This is a genomic window from Mesorhizobium sp. M7A.F.Ca.US.010.02.1.1 (assembly GCF_004023085.1).
Classification (GTDB): domain Bacteria; phylum Pseudomonadota; class Alphaproteobacteria; order Rhizobiales; family Rhizobiaceae; genus Mesorhizobium.
The window spans coordinates 287,321-310,360 of sequence record NZ_RZRV01000001.1 but is presented as its reverse complement, the minus strand read 5'-3'; the positions used below and the strand labels follow the sequence as shown (position 1 = coordinate 310,360).

The following is a 23,040-nucleotide window of genomic DNA, read 5'->3' as shown; positions in this document are numbered from 1 at the left end:
CGAACAGCTTCTGGGCAAAGGGGAGCGATATCAGTGTCTGCGCGTATCTTGCTGGGTATCATTCTTGCTGCTGCGGCCGGCGAAGCCCAGGCGTCATCCCTGGTTTTTCCAGGCACGCCATCCTCCACACCATCGATCGTCAGGATCGGCGCCCCCAACCAGCCTGGAACCGCCGATGCAGTCAACGCCAGCGATGCGCGGTCGGTGGTGGCAAAAGGGGAAGCGCAGCCCGACGTCACCGATGAAAAGGTGGCGGCGATCCCGGACAAGCCCGCGACCGGGCACGGCTTCCAGCCGGGCCCGATGGTCATTCGTGGCGGCGTTACCGGTCCCGACTTCCCGGCACCGGCGCCAACCGCTGCACCAGCGACAGGTACTGCGCCGGCCGCTGGCACGGCGCCGGCAACGGCCACCGCCTCCGCAGCCCCTTCGGGGACCGAGAACCAACCCACCCCGCCGAGTCCCCCGGCGCCGGCTGCAGGTCAGCGCATGCCTCCCAACGGCTACACCAAATAGCCCCGGCTTGAAGACAGGCTGACATCGATGGCGTGACTTGACGGCGGTCTGGCGACCGGCGCACCATTGCCAAGCAAACCCCGTTTCGGTTTATGTCAGCCGCAGGACGCCATCGCCTGTATTTCGCCAGGCGGTTTTGGCAGACGGGATTTCATCACTAGGGGGTAAAGGGGGGGACCATGAGAAAAGCTGGAATCGTAACCGGGGCTGGCCTTCTGCTGGCGTCACTGCTTGGCGTCGTCGCAGCTCACGCCGACGACATGCTGGGATCTTATGTCGCGCGCATTTCCGATCGCGACCATCAGGCGAGTGACGGCTATGCGCTGGACAATGCCGCGCAGATGGTGCGGCAGGACCGCGCCAACTGGCACAAATTCCACCGCCGTGACAGCGACGACGAGGGTGATGGCTGGTTCAGGACCAACGGCCAGCGCGCCGACCTGCAACGCATGCTGGAACGCGGCGGCGCGATGAGTTCCTCGACCAAGCGCGCCATCGTCAATGGCGAACCGCTGATCCAGGTCGATGTCTACGAAAACAGCGTGCGCGTCAGCATTCTTGAGAACTGACCGGGCCGTCGCCCGGGGCGGCTGACAGTCGGCTTCGGGGACGACTGACAGGAAAAGGCGGCGCCTCAGCACCGCCTTGCCATCGATGGAACCGGCGGCTGAAAAAATCAGGCCGCTTTTTCCTTGTCATCGTCTTCTTCGGACTCGTCGCCTTCAGCCTTCACGCTATCCTCGGCGTCGTCTTCGTCTTCGTCCTCGTCGTCTTCATCTTCGTCGTCATCCGAGAGCGTGGCAGTTTCGGTGGACTCTTCGCCATCTTCATCGTCGCCGTCTTCGTCGTCATCAGACAGGTCAGCGGCTTCGACCGCTGCGGCGGCGGCATGATCGAGGATGGTTTCGGAAGCGGATTCAAGCGCCTCGGCGGAAGCCGGGGTTTCTTCTGTCACTTCGATGTCGTGATCGGAATTCATAGAAGCCTCCGTGGGGTTGGGGAACATGTCCCTTTTGCCACGGAGAGATCATCGCCATATGACTGTAGCCGGCTCGAACGGCCGGCGGCAAAGAATATTTTCTTCGCCTTAACCTGCGATCTTCGAGAAATCCGCGACCTGGCCGGTGGCCGCGCGGATGCGGGCGAGCAGCGCCAGGCGGTTGGCACGCACCGCCTGATCCTCATCGTTTACAAGAACATGCTCAAAGAATGAATCAACCGGTTCGCGCAACACGCTAAGCGCCAGCAAGGCGGCGGAAAAGTCATCGTTTTGAATCGCTTCGCCGGCTTGCTTCTCAGCCTGATTCACCGCCGCAAACAGCGATTTCTCGGCATCCTCGCGCAAGAGTGCCGACTCAACGGTTTCGGCGACCACCGTTTTCTTCTTCTCCTCGGCGGCCAGAATGTTGGCCGCACGCTTGGTGCCGGCGAGCAGGTTCTTGCCATCCTCGGTGTCGAGGAAGGAGCCCAGCGCCTCGACCCGGCGCACGATCTGCAGCAGGTCGTCATTGGACGATTGGCCAATCTCCCCCCTTGTGGGGGAGATGCCCGGCAGGGCAGAGGGGGGTACTTGGCGCTGAGAGGACGGCGGGACAGCGCCCCCCTCTGTCGGCTTCGCCGACATCTCCCCCTCTAGGGGGGAGATCGGGCGCGAACCTGTCGCCAGCACCGCATCGATCAGGTCGTGCCGAGCGCCTTGATCGCGGAGGTAGACCTTTAGGCGATCGTGGAAGAAGGCCAGGAGGTCGCGATCCCCAGACTTTCCGTCGCCGGCGTGCGCCCGTGCACTCACATAGTCGCCACCCAACTTGACCTGCTCTTCAGCGTGCCGGCGGTCGATCTGGTCTTCAATGATTCTTCGATGTTCAGCTACGATCGAAAGAAGGCTTACCGGCGTCTCGTTATCCAGCACCAGCCTCACCACCCCAAGAGCAGCTCTGCGCAGTGCGTAGGGATCCTTCGACCCGGTCGGCTTTTCATCGATCGCCCAAAAGCCGACCAGCGTATCGAGCTTGTCGGCGAGCGCGACAGCGACCGACACTGGATCGCTCGGTACGCGATCGGACGGGCCCTGCGGCTTGTAGTGTTCCTCCGCTGCAGCGGCGACCGATGCATGCTCGCCCTGAAGCAGCGCATATTTGCGACCCATAGCGCCTTGCAGTTCTGGGAACTCGCCAACGACTTCGGTGGTGAGATCGGCCTTGGCCAAGACGGCAGCGCGCCGCGCCAGTGCCGGATCGGCGCCGATGATCGGCGCCAGTTCCTCGGCAAGCCGCGCAATCCGCTCCACCCGTTCGCCTTGCGTGCCGAGCTTGGCGTGGAAAGTCACGCCGAGATGGTCGAGGCGGGCCATGCGCTGGTCGAGCGGCTTCTTGAGATCAAGCCCGAATTTTTCCGCCGATGCCTCGAGCTCACGCAGGTCAGGCAAGTCGCCCTGGTCGGTCGTCCAGAAATAGAGCGCATCGGACAGGCGGGCGCGCACCACCTTGCCATTGCCGTGGGCGATCTCCTTGCCGCCATCCCTCGCTTCGATATTGGCGGTGAGGATGAAGCGATTGGAAAGCGCGTCGTCGAAACCCTGCGGCCGCGTCACAAAGCATTTCTGGTTGGCGCGAATGGTCAGCCGGATCACTTCGGCTGGAATGGCGAGGAATGCCTCCTCGAACTCGCCCATCAGCACGACCGGCCATTCGACCAGCCCGGACACTTCCTCCAGCAGCCCTTCGTCCTCAACCAGATCAAGCCCGTTGGCGAAGGCGAGATTGCGGGCATCGGCAAGGATGATCTCCTTGCGCCGGTCGGCATCGAGCACGACCTTGGCCGCTTCCAGCTTGGAGACATAGTCGTCGAAGCGGCGCACCGTGATGGCATCCGGCGCATGGAAGCGGTGGCCATAGGTGATGTTGCCGGAGCGGATGCCGTCGATCTCGAAATCGACCACGACAGGCTCCTCTGTTTCCGGGCCGAAGGTGCACAGGATCGATTGCAGCGGCCGTACCCAGCGCAGTGAACCGGGCTTGGCCGAGGCCGGCCCCCAGCGCATCGATTTCGGCCACGGAAAATTGCGGATGATGCCCGGCACCAGTTCGGCGATGATCTCCTCCGCCGCCCTGCCCGGCTTCGAAATGTGGGCGACATAAAAATCGCCTTTCTTCGGATCGGAATGGACATGCGCCTCGGCGATCGAGGAAAGTCCGGCCTTGCGCAGGAAACCCTGGACCGCCTGTTCAGGCGCCGATGTCGAAGGCCCCTTGATCTCTTCGCTTATATCCTTCGAGCGCGCGGTCAGGCCCCTGATGTCGAGGGTCTGCCGCCGCGGCGTCCAGTACTCGCGCGCCGCCTCATAGGTCAGTCCCGCCTCGACCAAACCGTCGGTCAGCATCTTCCTGAGATCACCCGCCGCCTTGCGCTGCATGCGCGCAGGGATTTCCTCGGAGCGAAGTTCTAGAAGCAGGTCAGGCATCGGGGTCAGCTCATGCGGGAGAGTGGTCCGGGCGGGGCATAGCAACTCGGCTGGCTGCTGTCACCCTTTACACAAATTTTGACCGCCCTGTCGGGACGAGACCACGCCACCCGTCCTTGGATCAAAGATTTCCATGAACCGAACGCAGCGCTGAAGCGACCCACGCTCAGGCAGGGAACATTTGGCTCAACGATCATGAAAACGGCATCCAGACTTCTGCAGATCCTCGCACTCGGCGCCTGCTTCACGGCGCAGGCTCACGGCGCCTTCTCGATGCCGGGCGTGCGGCAGGCATTGCGCACCATCGACGGTGCCGGCGGTCAGGCCGTACCGCCGATCAACGTTTCCCTCGAGATGATGAAGCGGGCCTGAAGCTCAGGCCGCCAAGCCACCCGCCTGCGTCTTCAAAAATGCCTCACCGCAAGCCTTGGCCAGATTGCGCACCCGCAGGATGTAGCTCTGCCGCTCAGTGACCGAAATCACGCCGCGTGCGTCGAGCAGGTTGAAGACATGGCTGGCCTTGATGCACTGGTCGTAGGCCGGGAAAACCATGCGGTGCATCGGCAGATTGTCGTTCGATGCCGGCGCGCCGGCGTCGAGCAGCGCCTTGCACTCGGCCTCGGCGTCCTCGAAGTGGCGCAGAAGCATCGCCGTGTCGGCGTATTCGAAATTGTGGCGCGAATATTCCTGCTCGGCCTGCAGGAAGACATCGCCATAGGTGACCTTGTCGGCGCCTTCGCGGCCGTTGAAATTGAGGTCGTAGACATTGTCGACGCCCTGCACATACATGGCCAGCCGCTCCAGCCCGTAGGTGAGTTCGCCGGCCACAGGCGCGCATTCGATGCCGCAGACCTGCTGGAAATAGGTGAACTGCGAGACTTCCATGCCGTCGCACCAGCATTCCCAGCCGAGACCCCAGGCGCCCAGCGTCGGGCTTTCCCAATCATCCTCGACGAAGCGGATGTCGTGCAGCAGCGGATCGACGCCGATCGCCGCCAGCGAGCCGAGATAGAGCTCCTGCAAATTGGGCGGGTTCGGCTTCAGGATCACCTGGTACTGGTAATAATGCTGCAGCCGGTTCGGGTTCTCGCCATAGCGGCCATCCTTGGGACGACGCGAGGGTTGGACATAGGCAGCGTTCCAGCGTTTTGGGCCGAGCGCGCGCAGCGTCGTTGCCGGATGAAAGGTGCCGGCGCCGACTTCCATGTCATAGGGTTGCAGGATGACGCAGCCATAGGCCGCCCAGTAGTTGTGCAAGGTCAGGATCAGCCCCTGGAACGAGCGGCTGGGATGCATATGGGCGGGGATTTCAATTGTCACGGGTGGCCTCGACAGCACAGGCTAGCTTGCCGGCACGTCCTAGAGACCCAGCAGCAAAGCGTCAAGCAAGGCACGCCGATGCCGTCACCCCGACATTATGGACAATGTTGAAAGCTTTGCAGGGGCTGGCCCATTGCCCATCTCTCGGGCCTACGCTCTGTTTGCCTGTGCAGCAACGACAACAGGTTTCAGCCATGCCCAGCCCGATCGTCATCCGCCCTGTCGCGCGACAGGATTTCGAGCAATGGCTGCCGCTGTGGGATGGCTACAATGCATTTTATGGCCGCTCGGGCGAAACGGCCCTGCCGGGTGAGATTACCCAGATGACATGGTCTCGTTTCTTCGATGCCTATGAGCCGGTCCACGCGCTGGTGGCCGAAGGCGAGGGACAGCTTCTCGGCCTCGTGCACTATCTCTTCCATCGCAGCACCACGGCGATCGCACCGAATTGCTATCTGCAGGACCTTTTCACCACGCAGGCATCGCGTGGCAAAGGCATCGGACGGGCGCTGATCGAGGGCGTCTACGAGCGCGCCCAGGCGGCCGGCTCGGGCCGCGTGTACTGGCTGACGCATGAGACCAATCACACGGCGATGAAGCTTTACGACAAGGTCGCCGAACACTCCGGCTTCGTCGTCTATCGCAAGCTCTTCTGAGGCAGCCAGCCTAATACGGTTCAAACGAAAACGGGACTCCGAAAGAGCCCCGCTTGCGTTGAATTCAAATGGCTGACTTCATCCCTTCGGGGCGGGCACCGGCTCCGGCTTGACCTTCGGGGTCTCCTGCGCCGTGTTGGATTCGATCGGCGGCAGGCCCTTCATCAGCTTCTGCTGCAAGTTGGCCAGCACATCGGGATCCGGCTTCAGGTCGCGAGCCTGGTTCCACTGGAAGGTGGCTTCCAGCTTGCGGCCGACGCGCCAGTAGGCGTCGCCGAGGTGATCGTTGAGAACCGGATCTTCCGGCTTCAGCGACACGGCGCGTTCCATTTCGCGCACCGCGTCATCGAACCTGCCGAGGCGGAAATAGGCCCAACCCAGCGAATCGACGATGTAACCGTCGCTCGGCCTGAGGTCGACGGCCTTTTGAATCATCGCCAGGCCTTCCTTGAGGTTCATGTTCATGTCGACCCAGGAATAGCCGAGATAGTTCAGCACTTGCGGCTGGTCGGGGAACAGTTCCAGCGCCTTGCGGAAGTTCGGCTCGGCCTTGGGCCATTCCTTCAGGCGCTCATAAGCGATGCCGCGCTGGTAGAAGATGTTCCAGTTGGCCGCGGTCGGCGCCTTCAGCACCTCGACGGCCTTATCGTAGAGAGTGGCGGCCGAACGGAAATCGTCCTTCGAGGAATAGACGCCACCGAGCGCCAGATAGGCGCGCATGTCATTGGGATGGGCGTCGACCAAGGCTTTCAGATGGGTGATCGCTTCTTCGTGACGGTCGAGATCGGCAAGATTGAGGCCGAGTTGCAGGTCCGAAAGCTCCTTCAGCGGCGAAGCGGCGGGAATCCGGCGATAGAGCGCGATGGCACCTTCGCCGTCCTTCAATTGCTCGGACACGGCGGCGAGTTGCACAAGGGCAGCGTCGCTATCTGGCTTCAAAGCAAGCGCATATTGCAGATAGAGGCGGACGAAGGGCTCGCCGCCACCACGGTTGAGCGCGGTGGCGAGGTCGAGCAGGATTTCGGAGGCGCCATCGGATGGACCGGCAACCAGCGGCGCAATCTTGTCGCCTTTTGCAATTCGGTCGCGCAAGGCGACGATTTCCAGCTTGCCCGGCGAAAACGCCTCGGCCTGGTCGAGCACCGACAGCGCCTTGGTCTTGTCGCCCTTGCGGACCAGGAACGAGGCGTAGGCCTGGGCATTGCGCATCCAGGTTTCGGGAGCGGCACCGCCGGCGGCGGTATCCTGCATGGTCGCGGCATAGATCGCCTCGGCCTTTTCGGGCATGCCGGATGCATCAGCGATCAGGGCGCGGTGGAACGACTTGAACAGGCCGAACCAATCTGGCCCCTGCAGCTTGTCGATGGACGCCATCGCATCGGCAGGCTCGCCGGCGCCTTGCTGCGCCCAGCCGGACATCACCCCGGAGATCAACCGGTCGAGATCGGATTCCAGCGACAGCTTGAGCCAGTACTGCGCCTTGGTGAAATCCTTCTTGTGGAAGGAATCGACGGCGAGCGCCAAGCGCGAGAAACGCTCGACGTCAGGCACTTCCTTGAGCTTGTCGGCATAGACCAGGGACTCGTCGAAGCGCCCTTGCGCGATCAGCGACAGCATCAGGCTCTGCTGCAGGCCGGTGTCGCTCGGGTCAAAGGCCAATGCTTGCTTGTAGTAGGCGATGGCGCTGTCGAGGTCGTTATCGCCTTCGGCGATCCGGGCTGCCAGATAGGCGCCCGAAAATGACGTGATCTTGACCGGTTCGCTGGTCTGCTTGGCATAGGCCGGCAAAGCCGAGATCGTCATGCCTGTCACAATTGCCAGCCTTGTCAGCCAGCGCGCACATCCTTGCCGCATCGTATCCCTTTCAGCCAGGCGCCATCTCCGCATCAGCGGGATCGGCGTAGACTCGATCTTTCCAGGCAAAGCATGGCCTTTTTGGGGTCGCGCTTCAATCCGCCTCGAATTCACAATCCGGGCACCCGATTAACAAATCATGGCGACAGGGGGCAGTTTTCCGATTTTGAATTTCGGCCATGGCCCTGCGCAGCGCCGAATATATCACAGCTTCGACCCTTGAGCTCAGCTTCGACCGCTAAGGCTCGGGGCCAATATCAGCCCTCGGCTGGCGAGGCGGACCGCTGCACCAGCGTGTCGCTATAGCCGCCGGCCGCTATCGTGCTGCACAGTTCGTTCCATTCGCAGCCGCCGCAGGCCTTGCGTACAAGGCCAGCCGAAAACGCCTGCCGCATCCGGGCTAAGGTCCCCGTGTCGAGATCGAGGTGGGTGCCGACACGGATTGGCCGCGCCAGCAATTCCTCTACATCCAGCGCGGCGAGCCGGTCCCGCTCGACGACACTCTCGTTGAGACAATGCGGTTCCGGCTCGTCGAGCAAGGGAGCGCAGACATCGTCGGGGCCGGAAACGAGGAGGATGCCCTCGCCCCGGCTCAGGCGCTCCGCGACGCGATCATAATTGGCGATGAAGGCGGGGCTGTATCCCTTGCCCACATAGGTGAGCAGGCAAAGGAGGTGATGGGCGCGCAGCCTGATCGTCACGGATTGGCCGGCTTCGCCTTGCCGCCGGGAAGGGCCATGAGGGTCGCGGCACCCAGCGCTGACTTGAGCAAGCCGCCGACGATGAACGGCAGGAAGCCGAAGGTAACGGCCTGTTCGGCTCCAATCATGACGGCAAGCCATGCTGTGCCAAGCACAAGGCAGGCAAGGTTGCCAAGCAGCATGGCGACGAAGGCAAGCATCACCCTTTTGCCGTTCCAGCCGCGTTCGGCCAGCCAGCCGACCAGTGCGCCGACAAGCGGGAAGGCGAAGAGATAGCCACCCGTCGGCCCGACGAAATGCGCCGCACCCGCTGCCCCTCCGGACAGAACCGGAAAGCCGACCGCACCCTCGACCAGCCAGGCGGCGATGGTGAGCGCGCCAAGCCGCCAGCCATAGAGGGCGCCGATCAGTGTCACCGCAAAGGTCTGCATGTTTACCGGGACCGGCACCATCGGCACCTCGATATAGGACGCCAGCGCCAGGAACAGCGTGCCAAGCACGACGGCTCCAACCTGCCAGGCAAGAGAACGATCCTGGAGCTGGAGCGGACTGAACGACGGCTTGCCGGGTGAGAATGCGACGTCTGTCATTGGGATTCCTTCGATCGATTGCAAATTATAGATAATTTCTGTTTTCGATCTATTATCGAATCCACACTTCCCTGGGGATTGCAAGCCCTGGCTTTGGCGGAGGCCGTCTAACCTACTATGGCGAAGGCTTCGCGCGTCGTTCCGGAAGCCGTCCTGACCGGCTTGCGGCCAATCCATTGGACGTGCCGCCCCAGTGTGACGGCCGCGGATTCGGTGTTTCCCTGCCGCAAGGCGGTGAGGATCGCGCGATGGTCCTGATCGGTGCGCGTCTCCCACTCCGACCGCCATGCCGCGAACAGGAAACGGGCGCTTGCCGCGTGCAGGTCGTCGATGGTCGCGAGCAGGCGCGGCATGCCGCATGGCGACAGGATCAAGCGGTGGAAGGCGCGGTTGGCCTCTTCCCACGACCTGACATCGCGGGACTTGTCGCCGGCCTTGGTCGCCTCCTCGGCGAGATCGAGAATGGCCGATGTCAGATGCGGCGCGGCGTGGCGCAGCGCCAGCACTTCGAGTGCCGCCCGCATTTCGGCGACCTCCTTGACCTCGCCCAGATCGAAAGACGCGACACGCACGCCGCGGCGCGGCTCGCCGATGGCCAGTCCCTGCGCCTCTAGACGGCGGAAGGCCTCGCGCACCGGAACATGGCTGGTTTGGAATTCCTCGGCGATATGATCCTGCCGAAGCCTGGCCCCTGGCTCGATCGCACCGGAGATGATGCGGTCCGCCAGAACCTTGCTGATGCGCACCGCGATGGTGTCGTCTGTGCCCTTTGCCATGTTTATAGATAATTTGCGGCAGGGCAGCTTGTCGAGCCAATTGCAGTCGAAATCGCGAGGCGCCAGAAGCAAGACTCAAGGCTGTGAGACGAAACCGTCGAGCGCAGGCATCGCCACGGTGATAAGGTCATGCAGCCGCTTCTTCGGCACCCCGTCGCGCGCCTGCACAGAGAGGCCAAACAACAGTGTGGTGTAGTAGTCGCCAAGCGCTTCCGGATCAGTATTCGGCTTGAGGTCGCCGTCGCGAACACCCTTTTTCAAGCGCTCCACAATCAACGCATTGCGCGCCAGTCGGCGCTCGGCCAGCCAGTGCAGCACGTTATCGTTTTCCGTGGCGCAGTTGGTGGCGGCCGAGACGACCATGCAGCCTTTCGGCAAGTCCGGCCTTGTGTAGATATCGATCGCATCGCGCAGCAACCGCTCGACAAACCGCCTTGCGGTCGGCTCCTCGGCAAGCGCGCTGGTGGCGAAGCTTCCTTCGCTGGTTTCGTAGAGAACAACGGCTTCGCGAAACAGATCCTCCTTCGAGCCAAAGGCGGCATAGATGCGCGCCGAGGCTAGGCCAAGCATGGAGACGAGGTCGGCCATCGAGGTGCCCTCGTAGCCGCGCATCCAGAAGGCATCGCGCGCTTTCTGCAGAGCCTGGGCTCTGTCGAACTCCCTTGGCCGTCCCGCCATTGCAGCCTCCATTTCTTTATCGATCCACAAATAATCCGCTTGACTCCGGATTGCAAATTCAATTCTTTGTCGATCGATAAAGAACCAAAAGGAGATTGGCATGAGTTCATTCGATCAAGGGCTGCCGTTCGGCGCCATGGCGACACAGGGAGAGGTTGGCGCGAAGCGCGGCGCTACGCTGGCATTGCTCGCCTTCGCCCAGCTTATCATCGCTCTCGACATCAACATCGTCTTCGTGGCGCTGCCCGAAATCGGGGCTGGACTGGGCTTTTCCGGCCAGACCTTGCAATGGGTGGTGAGCGCCTACACCGTGTTTACCGGCGGTTTTCTGCTGTTCGGCGGCCGAGCCGCCGACCTTATCGGTCAGCGCCGCATTTTCATCTTCGCTCTCTGGCTCTATGCGCTTTCGTCGCTGGTCGGCGGCCTCGCCTGGTCGCCGGAAATCATCATCGCTGCCCGCGCTGTACAAGGCATCGGCGGCGCTTTCCTGTTCCCGGCGACGCTCTCGCTGATCAACCGCCTGTTTGCCGAAGGACCGGAACGCAACAGGGCGCTGGCGGTGTGGGGCGGTGCCGGCGCGAGCGGCCTCACCCTTGGCTCACTGGCCGGTGGATTCCTGACAGGCGCCTTCGGCTGGTCGTCGGTCTTCTACGTCAATGTGCTGCTGGCAGGCATCGCCATCATCGCCGCTTTTGCCATCATTCCACGCGACCCCAAGCGGCGCGAGCACCGCAACTTCGATCTCCCGGGCGCGCTGACCGTCACCGCAGGCGCCACGCTGCTGGTCTTCACGCTGGTCCAGGGACCTGAATATGGCTGGGGTTCGCCAGCGATCATCGCCGGCGCCGCGCTGGCAGCGATCTTCATCATCGCCTTCGCGCTGATAGAGGCAAGGAGCGCCGACCCTCTGATGCCGCTGCGGCTGTTCCGCAATCGCAGCCTCGTCGCCGGCATGACGATCACCTTTCTGTTCATGGGAACGTTCGGGGCCCTGCCCTATTTCCTCACCGTCCTGTTGCAGACCGTGCATGGCTTTACCGCGCTGGAAACCGGCCTCGCCTTCCTGGTGCCGTCGATCGCCATCGCCGCCGGCACGCAGCTCGGTGAACGCCTGGCAACGCGCTTTTCAACCCGCTCGACCCTGGTCGGCGGCATGGTCATAGGGGCGGCCGGCACGGCGCTGATGGTCCTTGGAGCATCAGCCAACAGCTTCTATCTGGCTCTCGTTCCCGGCTTGGTCATCTCCGGCGTTGGACAGGGCATCGTCTGGACCGCCATGTGGATCGCGGCCGCGTCAGGCGTGGCTCACGACGAACAGGGCGTCGCCTCGGGGATGGCCTGCACGACGCTCAACATCGGCAACGCGATCGGCATGGCAACATTGATCGCGATCGCCAACAGCCGTGTCGGCGGGCTGACAGGCGATGCACTGAAGGTCGCGATAGCCGATGGCATACAGATCGCCTTCTGGCTGGCGGCGGCGGGCATCTTTGTCAGCCTGCTGGCCGCCTTCGCTTTGCCGGGAAAGGGGAAGTAGCCGGCAACCGGGTGACGCCGCTCAGTTCACCCGGCTGATGCAGAAATCGATGACGTCGATCAGCGCCGATTTCTGCGGCGTCGCTTCCAGCGGCGCCAGCGCGTCGCGGGCGATCTCGCCGAAATGGCGGGCGCGTCCGATCGTGTCGGCAATGGCGCCATGGCGAGTCATCAGGCCGATCGCCTTTTCCAGACCGGCGTCATCGGTGACATTGTCCTCAATGGCACGCTTCCAGAAAGTGCGCTCGGCCTTCGTGCCCCGCCGATAGGCGAGAATGACCGGCAAGGTCACCTTGCCTTCGCGGAAATCGTCGCCGACATTCTTGCCGAGATCCTTGCTGGTGCCGCCATAGTCCAGCGCGTCATCGATCAGCTGGAAGGCAAGGCCGAGATTCATGCCGTAGGAGCGCAGCGCCGCACGATCGTTGCGGGTCGCCTGGGCAATGACGGGGCCGACCTCGGCAGCAGCCGAAAACAGTGCGGCGGTCTTGGCCTTGATGACGGCGAAATGCTCGTCCTCGGTGGTTTCGAGGTTCTTGGCGGCGGCAAGCTGCATAACCTCGCCCTCGGCGATGATGGAGGCAGCACTCGACAGGATATCGAGCGCTTCGAGCGAGCCGACATCGACCATCATGCGGAAAGCCTGGCCGAGCAGGAAGTCGCCGACCAGGACGCTTGCCTGGTTACCCCAGATCATGCGGGCGGTCTTCTTGCCGCGCCGCATGCCGCTCTCGTCGACGACATCGTCGTGGAGAAGCGTCGCCGTGTGCATGAATTCGACGGAGGTGGCGAGCTTGACGTGGCCCTCGCCGGCATAGCCGAACATCTGCGCGGCGGCCAGCGTCAGCATCGGCCGCAGCCGTTTGCCGCCGGACGAGATCAAATGGTTGGCGACCTCCGGGATCATCTCGACGTCGGAGCCGGCCTTGGACAGGATCAATTCATTGACGCGCCCCATATCCGCCACTGTCAGATCGATCAGATCCTTGATGGAGGCGGGCTCCCGCTTCCCGTTTTCGATGTTGAGAACGACACCCACAACAATCACTCCCGTCTTGGTATAGAGCGTGCGACGGCACCCTTAGTCCCTGCATGGACTCTAGGGCGGCGGACATGGCCACGGCAAGTGGCGAATTGGCGCGGCGTCGATGACGGAATGTCAGCGACCCGAGAGGGAACGGGGACCCGAGAGGGAACGGGGCTCTGCCTCGGAATCCCCTGCCCGTTTACATCAATAGCGCAAACTGCGAGTTTCATACGATGATAGAACTTGTCCGCACCAACGATGCCGTGATCATCTCCTTTGTTGAATCGCTGATGCGCGACGCCGGCATCGCCTGCTTTGTCGCCGATCAGAATATGAGCATTCTCGAAGGGTCGATCGGCCTTTTGCAGAAACGCGTCATGGTCGATGCCGACCAGGCCGACGCGGCACGGCGCATCCTGACGGATGCCGGCATCGCCAACGAAATCCGCGGAAAATAATGTCCGCCGCGCCCGCCGCCCTTGTCCCGGACACGCCGGCCCATACGGTCGACGCTTTCCATCGCGGCCGGTTCTGGCTCGTCCAGCCCAAGCAGAGCGGCCATCGCGCCGGCATGGATGCGATGATACTGGCGGCCTCTGTGCCATCGACCTTTAGCGGGCGCCTGGCCGATTTCGGCGCCGGAGCCGGAGCTGCCGGACTGGCGGTGCTGTCACGCTGCCCGGCGGCAGAGGCGGTGCTTGTCGAACGCGCGCCGGAAATGGCGGCCTTCGCGGCGGCCACCCTTGCCCATCCCGGCAATGCCCATCTCAGCGATCGCGCATCCGTGCTGGTCGCCGATGTCACCGTATCGGGCCGGGCGCGGGCGGCCGCCGGCCTTGCCGACAACGACTTCGACTTCGTCATCATGAACCCGCCGTTCAATGCTCCCCGGGACCGCGCCACATCGGATCGCCTGCGAAAGGAAGCCCATGTCATGGAGGACGGGCTGTTCGAGAGCTGGATCAGAAGTGCGGCGGCGGTGGTGAGGCCGCGCGGCGGGCTCGCCGTAATCGCCCGGCCCGAACAGCTCGGCGCCATTCTCGATGCGATCGCCGGCCGCTTCGGCGATGCCGAGATGCTCGCCGTCCACCCTCGTCCCGATGCGGCGGCGATCCGCATCGTCGTGCGGGCAGCGCTCGGGGCACGGGGAAAGCTTGCCATACGCCCGCCCCTGATGCTGCACGCGCAATCAGGCAACGGCCCCGACGAGCGCAGCGAAATGATCACCAACGGCCTCGCCTCGCTGTTCGGAGATTGAGCTATTCTGCCCGGCCACATTGCCGTTGGCCGGGAAATCCCTACATGCCTGCAACCTATCGACCGGAGACCGCGCCCTCGTGAAACGACTCATCAACCGCCTGTTGCCGAAATCCTGGCGCTCCACCGTCGTCACCATTCCGGTCATCCGGCTGCACGGCACCATCATGGCAGGCGGTGGCCAGTTCCGGCCGAGCCTGTCGCTGGCCTCCACCGCCGGCCTCATCGAGAAGGCGTTTTCCTACGACGCGCCGGCGGTCGCCATCTCCATCAATTCGCCCGGCGGCTCGCCGGTGCAGTCGCGGCTGATCTTTAAGCGCATCCGTGACCTGGCCACGGAAAAGGACAAAAAGGTGCTGGTCTTCGTCGAGGACGTCGCGGCGTCGGGCGGCTACATGATCGCGGTCGCCGGCGACGAGATCTTCGCCGACCCGTCGTCCATCGTCGGGTCGATCGGTGTGGTCTCGGCTTCGTTTGGCTTCCCGGAACTGATGAAGAAGATCGGCATCGAGCGACGTGTCCACACAGCTGGCCAGAACAAGGCGGTGCTCGATCCGTTCAAGCCCGAGAAGAAGGAGGACGTCGAACGCCTGAAAGCGCTGCAGCTCGAGGTGCACGGCACCTTCATCGACCTCGTCAAGGAGCGGCGCGGCACGAAACTGAAGGACGATCCGGACCTGTTCACCGGCCTGTTCTGGACCGGCATCAAGGGCCTCGAACTCGGGCTGGTCGATGCGCTCGGCGACATGCGCACTGTGCTCAAGACCCGTTTCGGGGCGAAAACCCAACTCAGGCTGATCACGACACCGCGCGGTTTCCTTAGCCGCTTCGGCCTGTTCGGCTCAAGCAAGGGCTTTTCAGCGCCCGATATCGCAGCCGCTGCCGCCAGCGGCGTGATCGATGCGGCGGAAGAGCGCGCGCTGTGGTCTCGCTTCGGGCTTTGAAAACCCGGCAAAACCGTCTAGCATGAGAGCTTGAGTTTCATGCATGTCGTGTTCCCAAAAGCGGGTCGACATGCATCAACCGACCCGACCGGCCGCCTTCGCCGGCCCAGCGTGGGAGGAGTTTTGGCATGCCGCAGATCATTTTCTTCGCCGTCGTTGGCGTTGCCGCCTATTTCGGCTACCGCACCTTCATTAGGGAAGCCGAGCGCGTGACCGCCAAGGTGCGGCGCACAGAAAAGCAAACGGCCAACGGCGCGATCGGCACTTTGGTCAAGGATCCGAAGACCGGCGAATACCGGCTGGCCAAGGACTGAGCATCATCCCGCAGACGATTGTGGACACCGACATCGGGTCGCGTAGCTGGCACGCACACGCCAAAATCAATCTTGCGCTGCATGTCACCGGCAGGCGCCCTGACGGCTATCATCTGATCGAGAGCCTGGCGGTGTTCACACGGTTTGGCGACAGGGTCGAAATCGCGCCCGCCGACGGCGATGAGTTTACCGTATCCGGCCGTTACGCCCCGGCCGTTCCTCTCGACGCCAGCAATCTGGTGCTCAAGGCGCGCGATGCCCTGCGGCAGACAGCCGGGCACGAGAGAACACCGCCGGTCGCTATTCGGCTGGAAAAGAACCTGCCGGTTGCCTCCGGCGTCGGCGGCGGTTCGAGCGACGCGGCGACCGTGCTGCGCGGACTGGTGGAGACATGGGCGCTGGACATCGATGGCAGCGAGCTGGCGCGGATCGGCCTTTCGCTTGGCGCCGATGTGCCGATGTGCCTGGCGGCAAAGCCGCTGGTGGCGCGTGGCATCGGCGATGAACTGTCGATGGTGCCGGATTTTTCGGCGCTTGGCCTGGTGTTGGTCAATCCAGGCACCCCGGTGTCGACGGCGGATGTCTTTGCAGCGCTTTCCCGGCGCGACAATGAGGCCTTGCCGCCGCTGCCGCGCAGCATCGATTTTCACAGCCTGCGCAACTGGCTGGAGATCACCCGCAACGATCTCGAGCCCGCGGCGCTGGAGGTGCAACCCGCAATCGGCAGGGCGCTTTCCTGGCTGAACAAGGCCGGATCGGGGTTCTCGCGGATGTCGGGATCCGGCGCGACATGTTTCGGCCTGTTCGAAACCGGCAATGTCGCCAAGCGCGCCGCCGCCGAAATCCGCGGCCGCCAGCCCGACTGGTTCGTTGCCGCGACGCGCAGCATCGCATCGGAGGGCGCAGATGGCCAGAATTGACGAGAGCCGCTCCTTCATTCCCGTGCGCATCGCGGTGCTGACCGTTTCGGATACGCGCAGCCTCGCCGACGACAAATCCGGCCAGACGCTGGCCGACCGCATCACCGAGGCCGGCCATCTGCTGGCGGCCCGCAATATCGTCACCGACGACCGCGAGAAAATCCGCGACACGGTTCTGGCGTGGTCACAGGACAAGAATATCGATGTCGTCATCACCACCGGCGGCACCGGCTTCACAGGCCGTGACGTGACGCCGGACGCGCTGGAGCCGATCTTCGAAAAGCGCATGGATGGCTTTTCGGAAGTGTTCCACCGGATTTCCTACGACAAGATCGGCACCTCGACGATCCAGAGTCGGGCGACCGGCGGCGTCGTCAACGCCACCTTCGTCTTCGTGCTGCCGGGTTCGCCAGGCGCCTGCAAGGACGCGTGGGACGGCATCCTGAAAGCGCAGCTCGACTACCGGCACATGCCGTGCAACTTCGTCGAGATCATGCCGCGCCTGGACGAGCATTTACGGCGCGGCAAATCGGCTTTGTAAAAGCCAGGCAAAGCGTCGGTTCCACGCCGCTTTTGCAGGCAGAACAGCACCGGTGCCTTCGAAACACCATTCCAAACCGAACCTCGGAAAAGTACCTTGCCTGAAGGCGATCATCGCCATCACGACAAGGCAGAACCATGACCACGCATACCGGCGGATGCCATTGCGGCAACATACGCCTTGCATTTTCAACCGAACTCGACCCATCGCAAATCGAAGTTCGCGCCTGCCAATGCTCGTTCTGTGTCAGACATGGTTCGCGCGCCATTGCCGATCCGGACGGCAGACTGACCATCTCGGTCAAGGATGAGGCGCGATTGCGAAAATATCAGTTCGGGCTGAGGACGGCCGACTATTTGATCTGCCGGGATTGCGGCGTCTATGTCGCCGCAATCGCCGGAGAGGATGACGCAAGGGCGATCGTCATCATCAACGCCCTGGACGACCGAGAGCGGTTCAATCAGGAGCCGGCTCGTGTCGACTTCGATGCCGAAAGCCGGGCACAGCGCCAAGCCAGGCGCCGCGCTCACTGGACGCCTGTCGAGATGAGCTTCGGATAGGCAGCTCTCAGCGGATGACCGGCTCGCCATGAAACCGTCGGCGCGACGGCGGCGATACGCCGAAGCCGACTTCCATCATCAGTCGCGGCGTGCGTGCCGGCACGGTGCCCATATGAAAGCCAAAGGGGTCCTCGACGAAGCCGAGACCGGCCTCGCCGGTCAGCGTCACCGGGCTCTGCTCGCCATAGACATCCAGAACCTGTTGCGCGGGATGGCCGACCAGAAGGGTAAGCTGATGCTTTAGGCTGCGGCGCTTGTGGCTGCCCCTGACATAGACATGCGGACCGGTGTCGGCGTCGACCGGCTTGAGGTAGAAGAAGAATTTCAGCATGCGCCAGTCGTCGAGGTCAAAATGATACTTGCCGAGCGAGGCGAGGTTCTTGTCGGCATCCGAAGCGGCACCTGTGGGAAAACTCCACCAGACCCGCGTCGTGATCAGTTTCGCCTGGCCGCCGAGATAGTGCGCGGCAATATCCAGAAGCAGCGGATCGCGCTGGATGGCAAGCGCCGCCGGGCAGTCGAGGATGCGCTCGAAAAAATGCCCGCTAAGCAGCGAGCGGCCAAGGCGTTTCTCGGCCTCGGCATGTTCCCCCGGCATGAATTCGAGACGGCGGTCGAAATTGCCGAAGCAAGGCGTGCGCCCGGCGAAGTCGGCGATCTCTTCATGGATATCAGGCGGCAGGACCAGGCCTGAGAACAGCCCGTCGGAGCGCAACGCATCGACGACCGCTCCCCGTTCGACACCGGCAAACATCGTATCCCCGGCATTGGCGACCGGGCGGGCGCGCTTTGCGCCGAGCCAATGCATGCGGCGTCCGGGCATGGTGCGCGCCAACACGAACATCGGCAGCCAGGCAGGGTTCTCACGCAGGTCCGTCAGATAGGTTGGAATACGCACGGCGATGCGCCGCAGCAGGCTGCCGTTGCGCGCAATGGCCTCGAGACTGGCCGCGCCGGATGTGTCGGGGGTTGAAAGCTTCATTGGGTCCTCGGCTATGAGAGCACCACCGATGCCGCATCGGTGCTCGCCTCTCGGCATGACCCAAACCCAATTCCCGCTTGAACGGAAGCTAACCCCGCGTCAAACTTTGTGCAATGCACAATGACCTGAGCAACTGCAAAAAATCACGTCGAGGGGCGGCGCTCCTGCTTGGCCGGCGCCATCCAGATTTCGGCGTCGAGCCGCTTCGTCGCGAGGCCGCGGGCGATGGCCTCGGCACTGCCGGCACTCTTGGCCGCGGCCGCCGCCTGACGCTTGCTGATCAGCAAGCCGTCGGCCAAGGCGCGGTTTCCCGAAAAGACCCGGGCCAGGAATGGCGTGCGACTGGCTCGCGTGCGCGAAAACCGTGCCGCCATGGTCTGCCTGGCCGTATGGGCGACAACTTCATCGATCCAGCCCTCCACCAGCCGCGCGCCCGGCTCCAGGAGCAGCAACCAATCCCCCTTGGCCTGGCGGATGCCGGCAGCGACACCGCCCGTCACGTACTGACAGCCGGCATGCTCGGCCACATGATGCGTCTGGTCGGTAGAGCCTGTGTCGCAGACGATGACTTCACGCACCACGCCTTCGACCGCGCCGCCAATCAACGAGGCGAGCGTGCGGGCGAGGCCCTCCTCGTCGTTGCGGGTTTCGATGAGAACACTGAGCATCCTTAGCCGAATAGCGGAAAGCGCCCGACAGCGCCAGTTTTGCATCGCACCATAGAAAGTTCTTGCTTTGTTCTTATCAACGAAATAGGAATAATTTCATGAGCAGAGCGATTCGACACAACATGGACAGTCCCTGGGAGCGGGCGAAAATGGAACAGATCGTGCGCGCCGACATTGCAGCTTTCGGAGCAGGAAGAGCCGAGATGGCCAACGCGATGGTCGAGCAGAGCGGCATGCGTGTCCGCCCGGACCGCAACCGCGGCAGGTCAGCGGGTATCAATCCGTCCGGCCGGTTCGAGCCGGTCAGCCGGCACGTGTTCGACGATGGCTGGAATTCGCTGGAGGAACTGCCACCCTTCAAGACCGAAGTGCAGGTCGAGAAGCCGCGCACAATCATCACCCGCAACGAATCGCCCGACATTTCCTTCGACCGTTCCATCAACCCCTATCGCGGCTGCGAGCATGGCTGCGTCTATTGCTTTGCCCGCCCGACGCACGCGTTCATGGGCCTGTCGCCGGGTCTGGATTTCGAATCGAAGTTGTTCGCCAAGCCTGATGCGGCGCGCTTGCTTGACAAGGAGCTTTCGAAAGACAGCTACCAGCCGCGCACCATCGCCATCGGCACCAACACCGACCCCTACCAGCCGATCGAGAAGCAATACCGGATCATGCGCGAAATTCTCGAAGTGCTGGAAGCGCGCGGCCATCCAGTCGGCATCGTGACAAAGTCCGCTCTGGTGACGCGCGATATCGATATCCTGTCACGCATGGCCGAACGCGGGCTCGCCAAGGTGGCGCTGTCGGTGACGACGCTCGACCGTATGCTGGCGCGCACCATGGAGCCGCGCGCGTCGACACCGACCAAGCGGCTGGAAGCGATCCGGCAGCTTTCGGATGCCGGCATTCCGGCGTCGGTCATGGTGGCTCCTATCATTCCGGGCCTGACCGATCCGGAGATGGAACGCATCCTCGATTCCGCACGTGCGGCCGGCGCGCGCGAAGCGGGCTACGTGATCCTGCGCCTGCCGCTGGAGGTCAGCCCGATCTTCAAGGATTGGCTGCTGCGCCATTATCCCGACCGCTACCGCCATGTGATGTCGCTGGTCCGCTCGATGCGCGACGGCAAGGACTACGATTCGGAATGGGGCAAGCGCATGAAGGGCGCCGGTCCCTACGCCTGGCAGATCGGCCGGCGCTTCGAGATCACAGCCAAGCGGCTCGGCCTCAATGCCGAACGGCGCACGCTGCGGACCGACCAGTTCGTTGCCGCCGGGAAAGACCAGGTGCAGCTGACGCTGCTTTGAGAGACAATTCGTCGCGGTGGTTTGATCCGTCGCGGCACCAGAATCCCGTCCGGCCTGCCCCGGCCTGCAGACGGTGCCCTCCCGGTCCGGCGCCCCACCCGACCCGGAGGGACTTGCGGAGAATCAGAGCCGATGCGAACCTCGCCGCAACATGGCTCGCGCGCGTTCTGATTCTCCGCCTCTCTTTGAGATCATCGAGAAGCCTGACTTCTCCTTCGAGACGAAGGCGATGGCGGAGGGCCTGTGGCCGGTCGCCGGGATGGACGAGGCCGGCCGTGGCCCCCTGGCCGGGCCGGTGGTCGCCGCGGCCGTGGTGCTTGATCCCGCCAACATTCCGGACGGCCTCGACGATTCCAAACGCCTCAGCCATTTGCAGCGTGAGGCCTTGTTCCTGCGAATTCTTGGCTCCGCGCAGGCGGTCTCGATGGCCTCAATCAGTGCCGAGGGCATCGACGGCAGCAACATCCTCAAGGCAAGCCTGGAAGCCATGCGGCGCGCCCTTGTCGGACTGTCGGTCCGACCGAAACTAGCCCTCGCTGATGGACGCGACGTGCCGCCGGGGCTGCCTTGTGAAGGGCGCGCGCTGATCAAGGGCGACCAGCGTTCGCAATCGATCGCTGCCGCCTCGATCGTCGCCAAGGTGATGCGTGACCGCATGATGTGCGGCTGCGGCAATCATCACGACCGCTACGGGTTCGAAGTCCACATGGGCTACGCCACGGTTCGCCATCGCACCGCGATCGAAGCGCATGGCCCGGTGGCGCGGCTGCATCGCGTGTCGTTTTCGCCGTTCAGGCTGGGTGGCGCTGAAGTGGTCGAAGAAGAGAGCTTTGCTGGGCTGGATTGAGCAACGGCAGCAGCGACAAGTCAATCTCCCCCTTGTGGGGAGATTGACCGCTTCGGCGTCTCACGCACTCTCCAAGCAAAAAAGCCGCCAGGTTGCCCGGGCGGCTTTAATTGTATGAGGGCTGTGAGGGCTCAGTTCAGCTTCGACTTCACGTCCGCAAGCGAAGCCTTGAACAGATCGGCACCGGCCTTGGCGTCGATCTTGCCGGCAAGCAGCGCGCGCGCTGCCTCGACGGCGATATCGACGGCGCTGGCGCGGACTTCGCTGATGGCGTCACGCTCGGCCTGGCCGATCTTCTGTTCGGCAAGCGCGGTGCGCCTGACAACATAGTCCTCGGTTTTCTTGTGCGCCTCGGCGGCAAGCATATCGGCTTCGCGCTTGGCGGCGGCGACGATGTCGGCGGCCTCCTGCTCGGCTTCCTTGCGCTTGCGCTGATACTGGCCAAGCAGTTGCTGGGCCTCCTCGCGCAGTCGGCGTGCTTCGTCCAGTTCATTGCTGATCCTGGCGGCGCGGGCGTCGAGCGCCTTGGCGATCAGGCGAGGCACCTTGATGTAGACGGCAATGCCCAGGAAGATGACCAGGGCAACCGTGGCCCAGAGCGTCGCGAGAGATGTGTAATCCATGATGCGCTCCTCACCGGGCCACGGATTTGACCGCGGCCGCGATCTCGGCCTTGCTGGCCTTGCCGCCAACCAGGGCTTCGACGATCGCCGAAGCGGTATCCTCGGCGATGCTGCCGACTTCCTTCATGGCATTGACCTTGATGGAAGAAATGCGGGCTTCGGCTTCGCCAAGCTTGGCGTCGAGCGCGGCCTCGACCTTCTTGCGCGCGGTGTCGGCCTCGGCCTTGGCCGCGTCGTTGGCCTGCTGGCCGATCGCGTTGGCCTTGGTCTTGGCTTCCGCCAGTTCCTGCTCGTAGGCAGCAACGGCGGCGTCGGCCTCGCCCTTCAACTTGGCCGCCTGGTCAAGGTCCTGCGTGATGCGATCGTTGCGGACATCGATGATGCCGCCGACGCGCGGCATCACCACCCGCTTCAGGAAGAGATAGAACAGCCCGAAGGTGATCGCCAGCCACAGAAGCTGCGACGGGAACGTCGCCGGATCGAATGGCGGAAACGTGCCATGCGCTTCAGCAGGCACGCTGGTGCCGGAATGCGTTTCGCCTTCCGTCGCAGCGTGGCTGGTATCGGCTGATGGCGCGGACTCTTGCGCAAAGGCAGATGTCACGAACATGGACTATCCCCGAAATTCAGGCCCGCCGCTTGCGCGGCCGGCCTGTCCAATCTTCCCGAGTGCTCAGCCGAACAGGGCCAGAAGCGCGATGAGAAGCGAGAAGATGCCCAGAGCTTCGGTCACGGCGAAGCCGAAGATCAGGCGGCCGAACTGGCCATCGGCAGCCGACGGGTTGCGCAGAGCGCCCGCCAGGTAGCTGCCGAAGATGTTGCCGAGGCCAATGCCCGCGCCACCCATGCCCAGGCAAGCGATGCCGGCGCCGATGTACTTTGCTGCTTCTGCGTCCATTTGTTCAACTCCTTTGGATCTAAAATTCCGTTGCGATTCCATCCGGCGCCAATGTTGGAAATTCC

At 63.2% G+C, this 23,040-nt stretch carries 28 protein-coding genes; 14 read left to right on the top strand and 14 right to left on the bottom strand.

Features of this window, described 5'->3' with window-relative positions; all coding sequences use genetic code 11:
- The first annotated feature begins 33 nt into the window (after positions 1-33).
- Both EOA19_RS01475 and EOA19_RS01470 read left to right on the top strand, forming a co-directional pair.
- Entirely contained in the window at positions 34-516 is a 483-nt protein-coding gene (locus EOA19_RS01475) for a hypothetical protein (protein ID WP_128302477.1), read from the top strand.
- Positions 517-695: 179 nt separating this feature from the next.
- Positions 696-1,085 (top strand): hypothetical protein, encoded by a 390-nt coding sequence (locus EOA19_RS01470; RefSeq protein WP_023808652.1) that lies wholly within the window; start codon positions 696-698, stop codon positions 1,083-1,085.
- Between the two features lie 107 nt (positions 1,086-1,192).
- On the opposite strand, the gene EOA19_RS01465 is transcribed toward EOA19_RS01470, so the two are convergent.
- The gene (locus EOA19_RS01465) at positions 1,193-1,495 is read right to left on the bottom strand and encodes an ATPase (protein WP_128302476.1); all 303 of its coding nucleotides are present in this window, start codon (positions 1,493-1,495) and stop codon (positions 1,193-1,195) included.
- A gap of 108 nt (positions 1,496-1,603) precedes the next feature.
- Positions 1,604-3,979: a glycine--tRNA ligase subunit beta gene (glyS, locus tag EOA19_RS01460; RefSeq protein WP_128302475.1), complete on the bottom strand. Its 2,376-nt coding sequence runs from the start codon at positions 3,977-3,979 to the stop codon at positions 1,604-1,606.
- 195 nt (positions 3,980-4,174) lie between these two features.
- Here glyS and EOA19_RS35165 point away from each other — a divergent pair, with 195 nt between their 5' ends.
- Positions 4,175-4,351: a hypothetical protein gene (locus EOA19_RS35165; protein ID WP_164781615.1), complete on the top strand. Its 177-nt coding sequence runs from the start codon at positions 4,175-4,177 to the stop codon at positions 4,349-4,351.
- Between the two features lie 3 nt (positions 4,352-4,354).
- On the opposite strand, the gene EOA19_RS01455 is transcribed toward EOA19_RS35165, so the two are convergent.
- Positions 4,355-5,275 (bottom strand): glycine--tRNA ligase subunit alpha, encoded by a 921-nt coding sequence (locus EOA19_RS01455; RefSeq protein WP_206637984.1) that lies wholly within the window; start codon positions 5,273-5,275, stop codon positions 4,355-4,357.
- Positions 5,276-5,493: 218 nt separating this feature from the next.
- On the opposite strand from EOA19_RS01455, the gene EOA19_RS01450 reads away from it, so the two are divergent.
- The gene (locus EOA19_RS01450; protein WP_023808656.1) at positions 5,494-5,955 is read left to right on the top strand and encodes a GNAT family N-acetyltransferase; all 462 of its coding nucleotides are present in this window, start codon (positions 5,494-5,496) and stop codon (positions 5,953-5,955) included.
- A gap of 78 nt (positions 5,956-6,033) precedes the next feature.
- On the opposite strand, the gene EOA19_RS01445 is transcribed toward EOA19_RS01450, so the two are convergent.
- From EOA19_RS01445 to EOA19_RS01425, 5 genes are all read right to left on the bottom strand, one after another.
- The gene (locus tag EOA19_RS01445) at positions 6,034-7,809 is read right to left on the bottom strand and encodes a tetratricopeptide repeat protein (RefSeq protein WP_023808657.1); all 1,776 of its coding nucleotides are present in this window, start codon (positions 7,807-7,809) and stop codon (positions 6,034-6,036) included.
- A gap of 257 nt (positions 7,810-8,066) precedes the next feature.
- On the bottom strand, positions 8,067-8,510 hold the full coding sequence (locus EOA19_RS01440) for a DUF1284 domain-containing protein (protein ID WP_023808658.1): 444 nt from the start codon (positions 8,508-8,510) through the stop codon (positions 8,067-8,069).
- Complete coding sequence (locus EOA19_RS01435) at positions 8,507-9,100, bottom strand: biotin transporter BioY (RefSeq protein WP_023808659.1); 594 nt, start codon at positions 9,098-9,100, stop codon at positions 8,507-8,509. Before EOA19_RS01435 ends, EOA19_RS01440 begins: the two co-directional genes overlap by 4 nt.
- A 107-nt stretch (positions 9,101-9,207) precedes the next feature.
- Positions 9,208-9,876 (bottom strand): GntR family transcriptional regulator, encoded by a 669-nt coding sequence (locus tag EOA19_RS01430; RefSeq protein WP_127290934.1) that lies wholly within the window; start codon positions 9,874-9,876, stop codon positions 9,208-9,210.
- 75 nt (positions 9,877-9,951) lie between these two features.
- On the bottom strand, positions 9,952-10,554 hold the full coding sequence (locus EOA19_RS01425; RefSeq protein ID WP_128302473.1) for a TetR/AcrR family transcriptional regulator: 603 nt from the start codon (positions 10,552-10,554) through the stop codon (positions 9,952-9,954).
- A gap of 100 nt (positions 10,555-10,654) precedes the next feature.
- Here EOA19_RS01425 and EOA19_RS01420 point away from each other — a divergent pair, with 100 nt between their 5' ends.
- Positions 10,655-12,091 carry an MFS transporter gene (locus EOA19_RS01420; protein ID WP_206637980.1) on the top strand — a complete coding sequence of 479 codons (1,437 nt, stop codon included), beginning with the start codon at positions 10,655-10,657 and terminating at the stop codon, positions 12,089-12,091.
- A gap of 21 nt (positions 12,092-12,112) precedes the next feature.
- Here the strand turns inward: EOA19_RS01420 and EOA19_RS01415 are convergent, their stop codons facing one another.
- Entirely contained in the window at positions 12,113-13,129 is a 1,017-nt protein-coding gene (locus EOA19_RS01415; RefSeq protein ID WP_023808663.1) for a polyprenyl synthetase family protein, read from the bottom strand.
- Between the two features lie 221 nt (positions 13,130-13,350).
- Between EOA19_RS01415 and EOA19_RS01410 the strand changes: the two genes are divergently transcribed.
- From EOA19_RS01410 to EOA19_RS01380, 7 genes are all read left to right on the top strand, one after another.
- On the top strand, positions 13,351-13,575 hold the full coding sequence (locus EOA19_RS01410; RefSeq protein WP_127257011.1) for a DUF2007 domain-containing protein: 225 nt from the start codon (positions 13,351-13,353) through the stop codon (positions 13,573-13,575).
- Positions 13,575-14,375 (top strand): methyltransferase, encoded by an 801-nt coding sequence (locus tag EOA19_RS01405; RefSeq protein WP_128302472.1) that lies wholly within the window; start codon positions 13,575-13,577, stop codon positions 14,373-14,375. The genes EOA19_RS01410 and EOA19_RS01405 overlap by 1 nt, the downstream gene beginning before the upstream one ends.
- Positions 14,376-14,454: 79 nt before the next feature.
- Positions 14,455-15,318, top strand: a complete 864-nt coding sequence (locus EOA19_RS01400) for a S49 family peptidase (protein WP_128302471.1) — start codon at positions 14,455-14,457, stop codon at positions 15,316-15,318.
- A 128-nt stretch (positions 15,319-15,446) separates the two neighbouring features.
- The gene (locus tag EOA19_RS01395) at positions 15,447-15,632 is read left to right on the top strand and encodes a membrane protein (RefSeq protein ID WP_023808667.1); all 186 of its coding nucleotides are present in this window, start codon (positions 15,447-15,449) and stop codon (positions 15,630-15,632) included.
- Between the two features lie 20 nt (positions 15,633-15,652).
- Entirely contained in the window at positions 15,653-16,552 is a 900-nt protein-coding gene (locus tag EOA19_RS01390) for a 4-(cytidine 5'-diphospho)-2-C-methyl-D-erythritol kinase (protein WP_023808668.1), read from the top strand.
- Entirely contained in the window at positions 16,539-17,093 is a 555-nt protein-coding gene (gene moaB, locus EOA19_RS01385; RefSeq protein WP_023808669.1) for a molybdenum cofactor biosynthesis protein B, read from the top strand. The genes EOA19_RS01390 and moaB overlap by 14 nt, the downstream gene beginning before the upstream one ends.
- Positions 17,094-17,230: 137 nt before the next feature.
- On the top strand, positions 17,231-17,653 hold the full coding sequence (locus EOA19_RS01380) for an aldehyde-activating protein (protein ID WP_023808670.1): 423 nt from the start codon (positions 17,231-17,233) through the stop codon (positions 17,651-17,653).
- A gap of 7 nt (positions 17,654-17,660) precedes the next feature.
- Here EOA19_RS01380 and EOA19_RS01375 read toward each other — a convergent pair whose 3' ends face one another.
- Positions 17,661-18,635: a hypothetical protein gene (locus EOA19_RS01375; RefSeq protein WP_023808671.1), complete on the bottom strand. Its 975-nt coding sequence runs from the start codon at positions 18,633-18,635 to the stop codon at positions 17,661-17,663.
- Positions 18,636-18,778: 143 nt separating this feature from the next.
- Positions 18,779-19,303, bottom strand: a complete 525-nt coding sequence (locus EOA19_RS01370) for a glycosyltransferase (protein WP_023808672.1) — start codon at positions 19,301-19,303, stop codon at positions 18,779-18,781.
- Between the two features lie 149 nt (positions 19,304-19,452).
- On the opposite strand from EOA19_RS01370, the gene EOA19_RS01365 reads away from it, so the two are divergent.
- Both EOA19_RS01365 and EOA19_RS01360 read left to right on the top strand, forming a co-directional pair.
- Positions 19,453-20,607: a PA0069 family radical SAM protein gene (locus EOA19_RS01365; protein WP_023808673.1), complete on the top strand. Its 1,155-nt coding sequence runs from the start codon at positions 19,453-19,455 to the stop codon at positions 20,605-20,607.
- A 151-nt stretch (positions 20,608-20,758) separates the two neighbouring features.
- Positions 20,759-21,454 carry a ribonuclease HII gene (locus EOA19_RS01360; protein ID WP_127290952.1) on the top strand — a complete coding sequence of 232 codons (696 nt, stop codon included), beginning with the start codon at positions 20,759-20,761 and terminating at the stop codon, positions 21,452-21,454.
- Between the two features lie 131 nt (positions 21,455-21,585).
- Here the strand turns inward: EOA19_RS01360 and EOA19_RS01355 are convergent, their stop codons facing one another.
- The 3 genes from EOA19_RS01355 to EOA19_RS01345 form a co-directional block, all read right to left on the bottom strand.
- Positions 21,586-22,077, bottom strand: coding sequence for a F0F1 ATP synthase subunit B (locus EOA19_RS01355; protein WP_023808675.1), 492 nt, complete (start codon positions 22,075-22,077; stop codon positions 21,586-21,588).
- A gap of 10 nt (positions 22,078-22,087) precedes the next feature.
- Entirely contained in the window at positions 22,088-22,687 is a 600-nt protein-coding gene (locus tag EOA19_RS01350; RefSeq protein ID WP_128302470.1) for a F0F1 ATP synthase subunit B, read from the bottom strand.
- Positions 22,688-22,750: 63 nt separating this feature from the next.
- The gene (locus EOA19_RS01345; RefSeq protein WP_006206606.1) at positions 22,751-22,975 is read right to left on the bottom strand and encodes a F0F1 ATP synthase subunit C; all 225 of its coding nucleotides are present in this window, start codon (positions 22,973-22,975) and stop codon (positions 22,751-22,753) included.
- Positions 22,976-23,040: the final 65 nt, after the last annotated feature.

Coding starts and splice junctions, on each gene's coding strand:
- EOA19_RS01470 (WP_023808652.1), top strand. CDS start 696: ATGAGAAAAGCTGGAATCGTAACCGGGGCTGGCCTTCTGCTGGCGTCA.
- EOA19_RS01465 (WP_128302476.1), bottom strand. CDS start 1,495: ATGAATTCCGATCACGACATCGAAGTGACAGAAGAAACCCCGGCTTCC.
- glyS (WP_128302475.1), bottom strand. CDS start 3,979: ATGCCTGACCTGCTTCTAGAACTTCGCTCCGAGGAAATCCCTGCGCGC.
- EOA19_RS35165 (WP_164781615.1), top strand. CDS start 4,175: ATGAAAACGGCATCCAGACTTCTGCAGATCCTCGCACTCGGCGCCTGC.
- EOA19_RS01455 (WP_206637984.1), bottom strand. CDS start 5,275: ATGCATCCCAGCCGCTCGTTCCAGGGGCTGATCCTGACCTTGCACAAC.
- EOA19_RS01450 (WP_023808656.1), top strand. CDS start 5,494: ATGCCCAGCCCGATCGTCATCCGCCCTGTCGCGCGACAGGATTTCGAG.
- EOA19_RS01445 (WP_023808657.1), bottom strand. CDS start 7,809: ATGCGGCAAGGATGTGCGCGCTGGCTGACAAGGCTGGCAATTGTGACA.
- EOA19_RS01435 (WP_023808659.1), bottom strand. CDS start 9,100: ATGACAGACGTCGCATTCTCACCCGGCAAGCCGTCGTTCAGTCCGCTC.
- EOA19_RS01430 (WP_127290934.1), bottom strand. CDS start 9,876: ATGGCAAAGGGCACAGACGACACCATCGCGGTGCGCATCAGCAAGGTT.
- EOA19_RS01425 (WP_128302473.1), bottom strand. CDS start 10,554: ATGGCGGGACGGCCAAGGGAGTTCGACAGAGCCCAGGCTCTGCAGAAA.
- EOA19_RS01420 (WP_206637980.1), top strand. CDS start 10,655: ATGAGTTCATTCGATCAAGGGCTGCCGTTCGGCGCCATGGCGACACAG.
- EOA19_RS01410 (WP_127257011.1), top strand. CDS start 13,351: ATGATAGAACTTGTCCGCACCAACGATGCCGTGATCATCTCCTTTGTT.
- EOA19_RS01405 (WP_128302472.1), top strand. CDS start 13,575: ATGTCCGCCGCGCCCGCCGCCCTTGTCCCGGACACGCCGGCCCATACG.
- EOA19_RS01395 (WP_023808667.1), top strand. CDS start 15,447: ATGCCGCAGATCATTTTCTTCGCCGTCGTTGGCGTTGCCGCCTATTTC.
- moaB (WP_023808669.1), top strand. CDS start 16,539: ATGGCCAGAATTGACGAGAGCCGCTCCTTCATTCCCGTGCGCATCGCG.
- EOA19_RS01380 (WP_023808670.1), top strand. CDS start 17,231: ATGACCACGCATACCGGCGGATGCCATTGCGGCAACATACGCCTTGCA.
- EOA19_RS01375 (WP_023808671.1), bottom strand. CDS start 18,635: ATGAAGCTTTCAACCCCCGACACATCCGGCGCGGCCAGTCTCGAGGCC.
- EOA19_RS01370 (WP_023808672.1), bottom strand. CDS start 19,303: ATGCTCAGTGTTCTCATCGAAACCCGCAACGACGAGGAGGGCCTCGCC.
- EOA19_RS01365 (WP_023808673.1), top strand. CDS start 19,453: ATGGAACAGATCGTGCGCGCCGACATTGCAGCTTTCGGAGCAGGAAGA.
- EOA19_RS01360 (WP_127290952.1), top strand. CDS start 20,759: ATGGCTCGCGCGCGTTCTGATTCTCCGCCTCTCTTTGAGATCATCGAG.
- EOA19_RS01355 (WP_023808675.1), bottom strand. CDS start 22,077: ATGGATTACACATCTCTCGCGACGCTCTGGGCCACGGTTGCCCTGGTC.
- EOA19_RS01350 (WP_128302470.1), bottom strand. CDS start 22,687: ATGTTCGTGACATCTGCCTTTGCGCAAGAGTCCGCGCCATCAGCCGAT.
- EOA19_RS01345 (WP_006206606.1), bottom strand. CDS start 22,975: ATGGACGCAGAAGCAGCAAAGTACATCGGCGCCGGCATCGCTTGCCTG.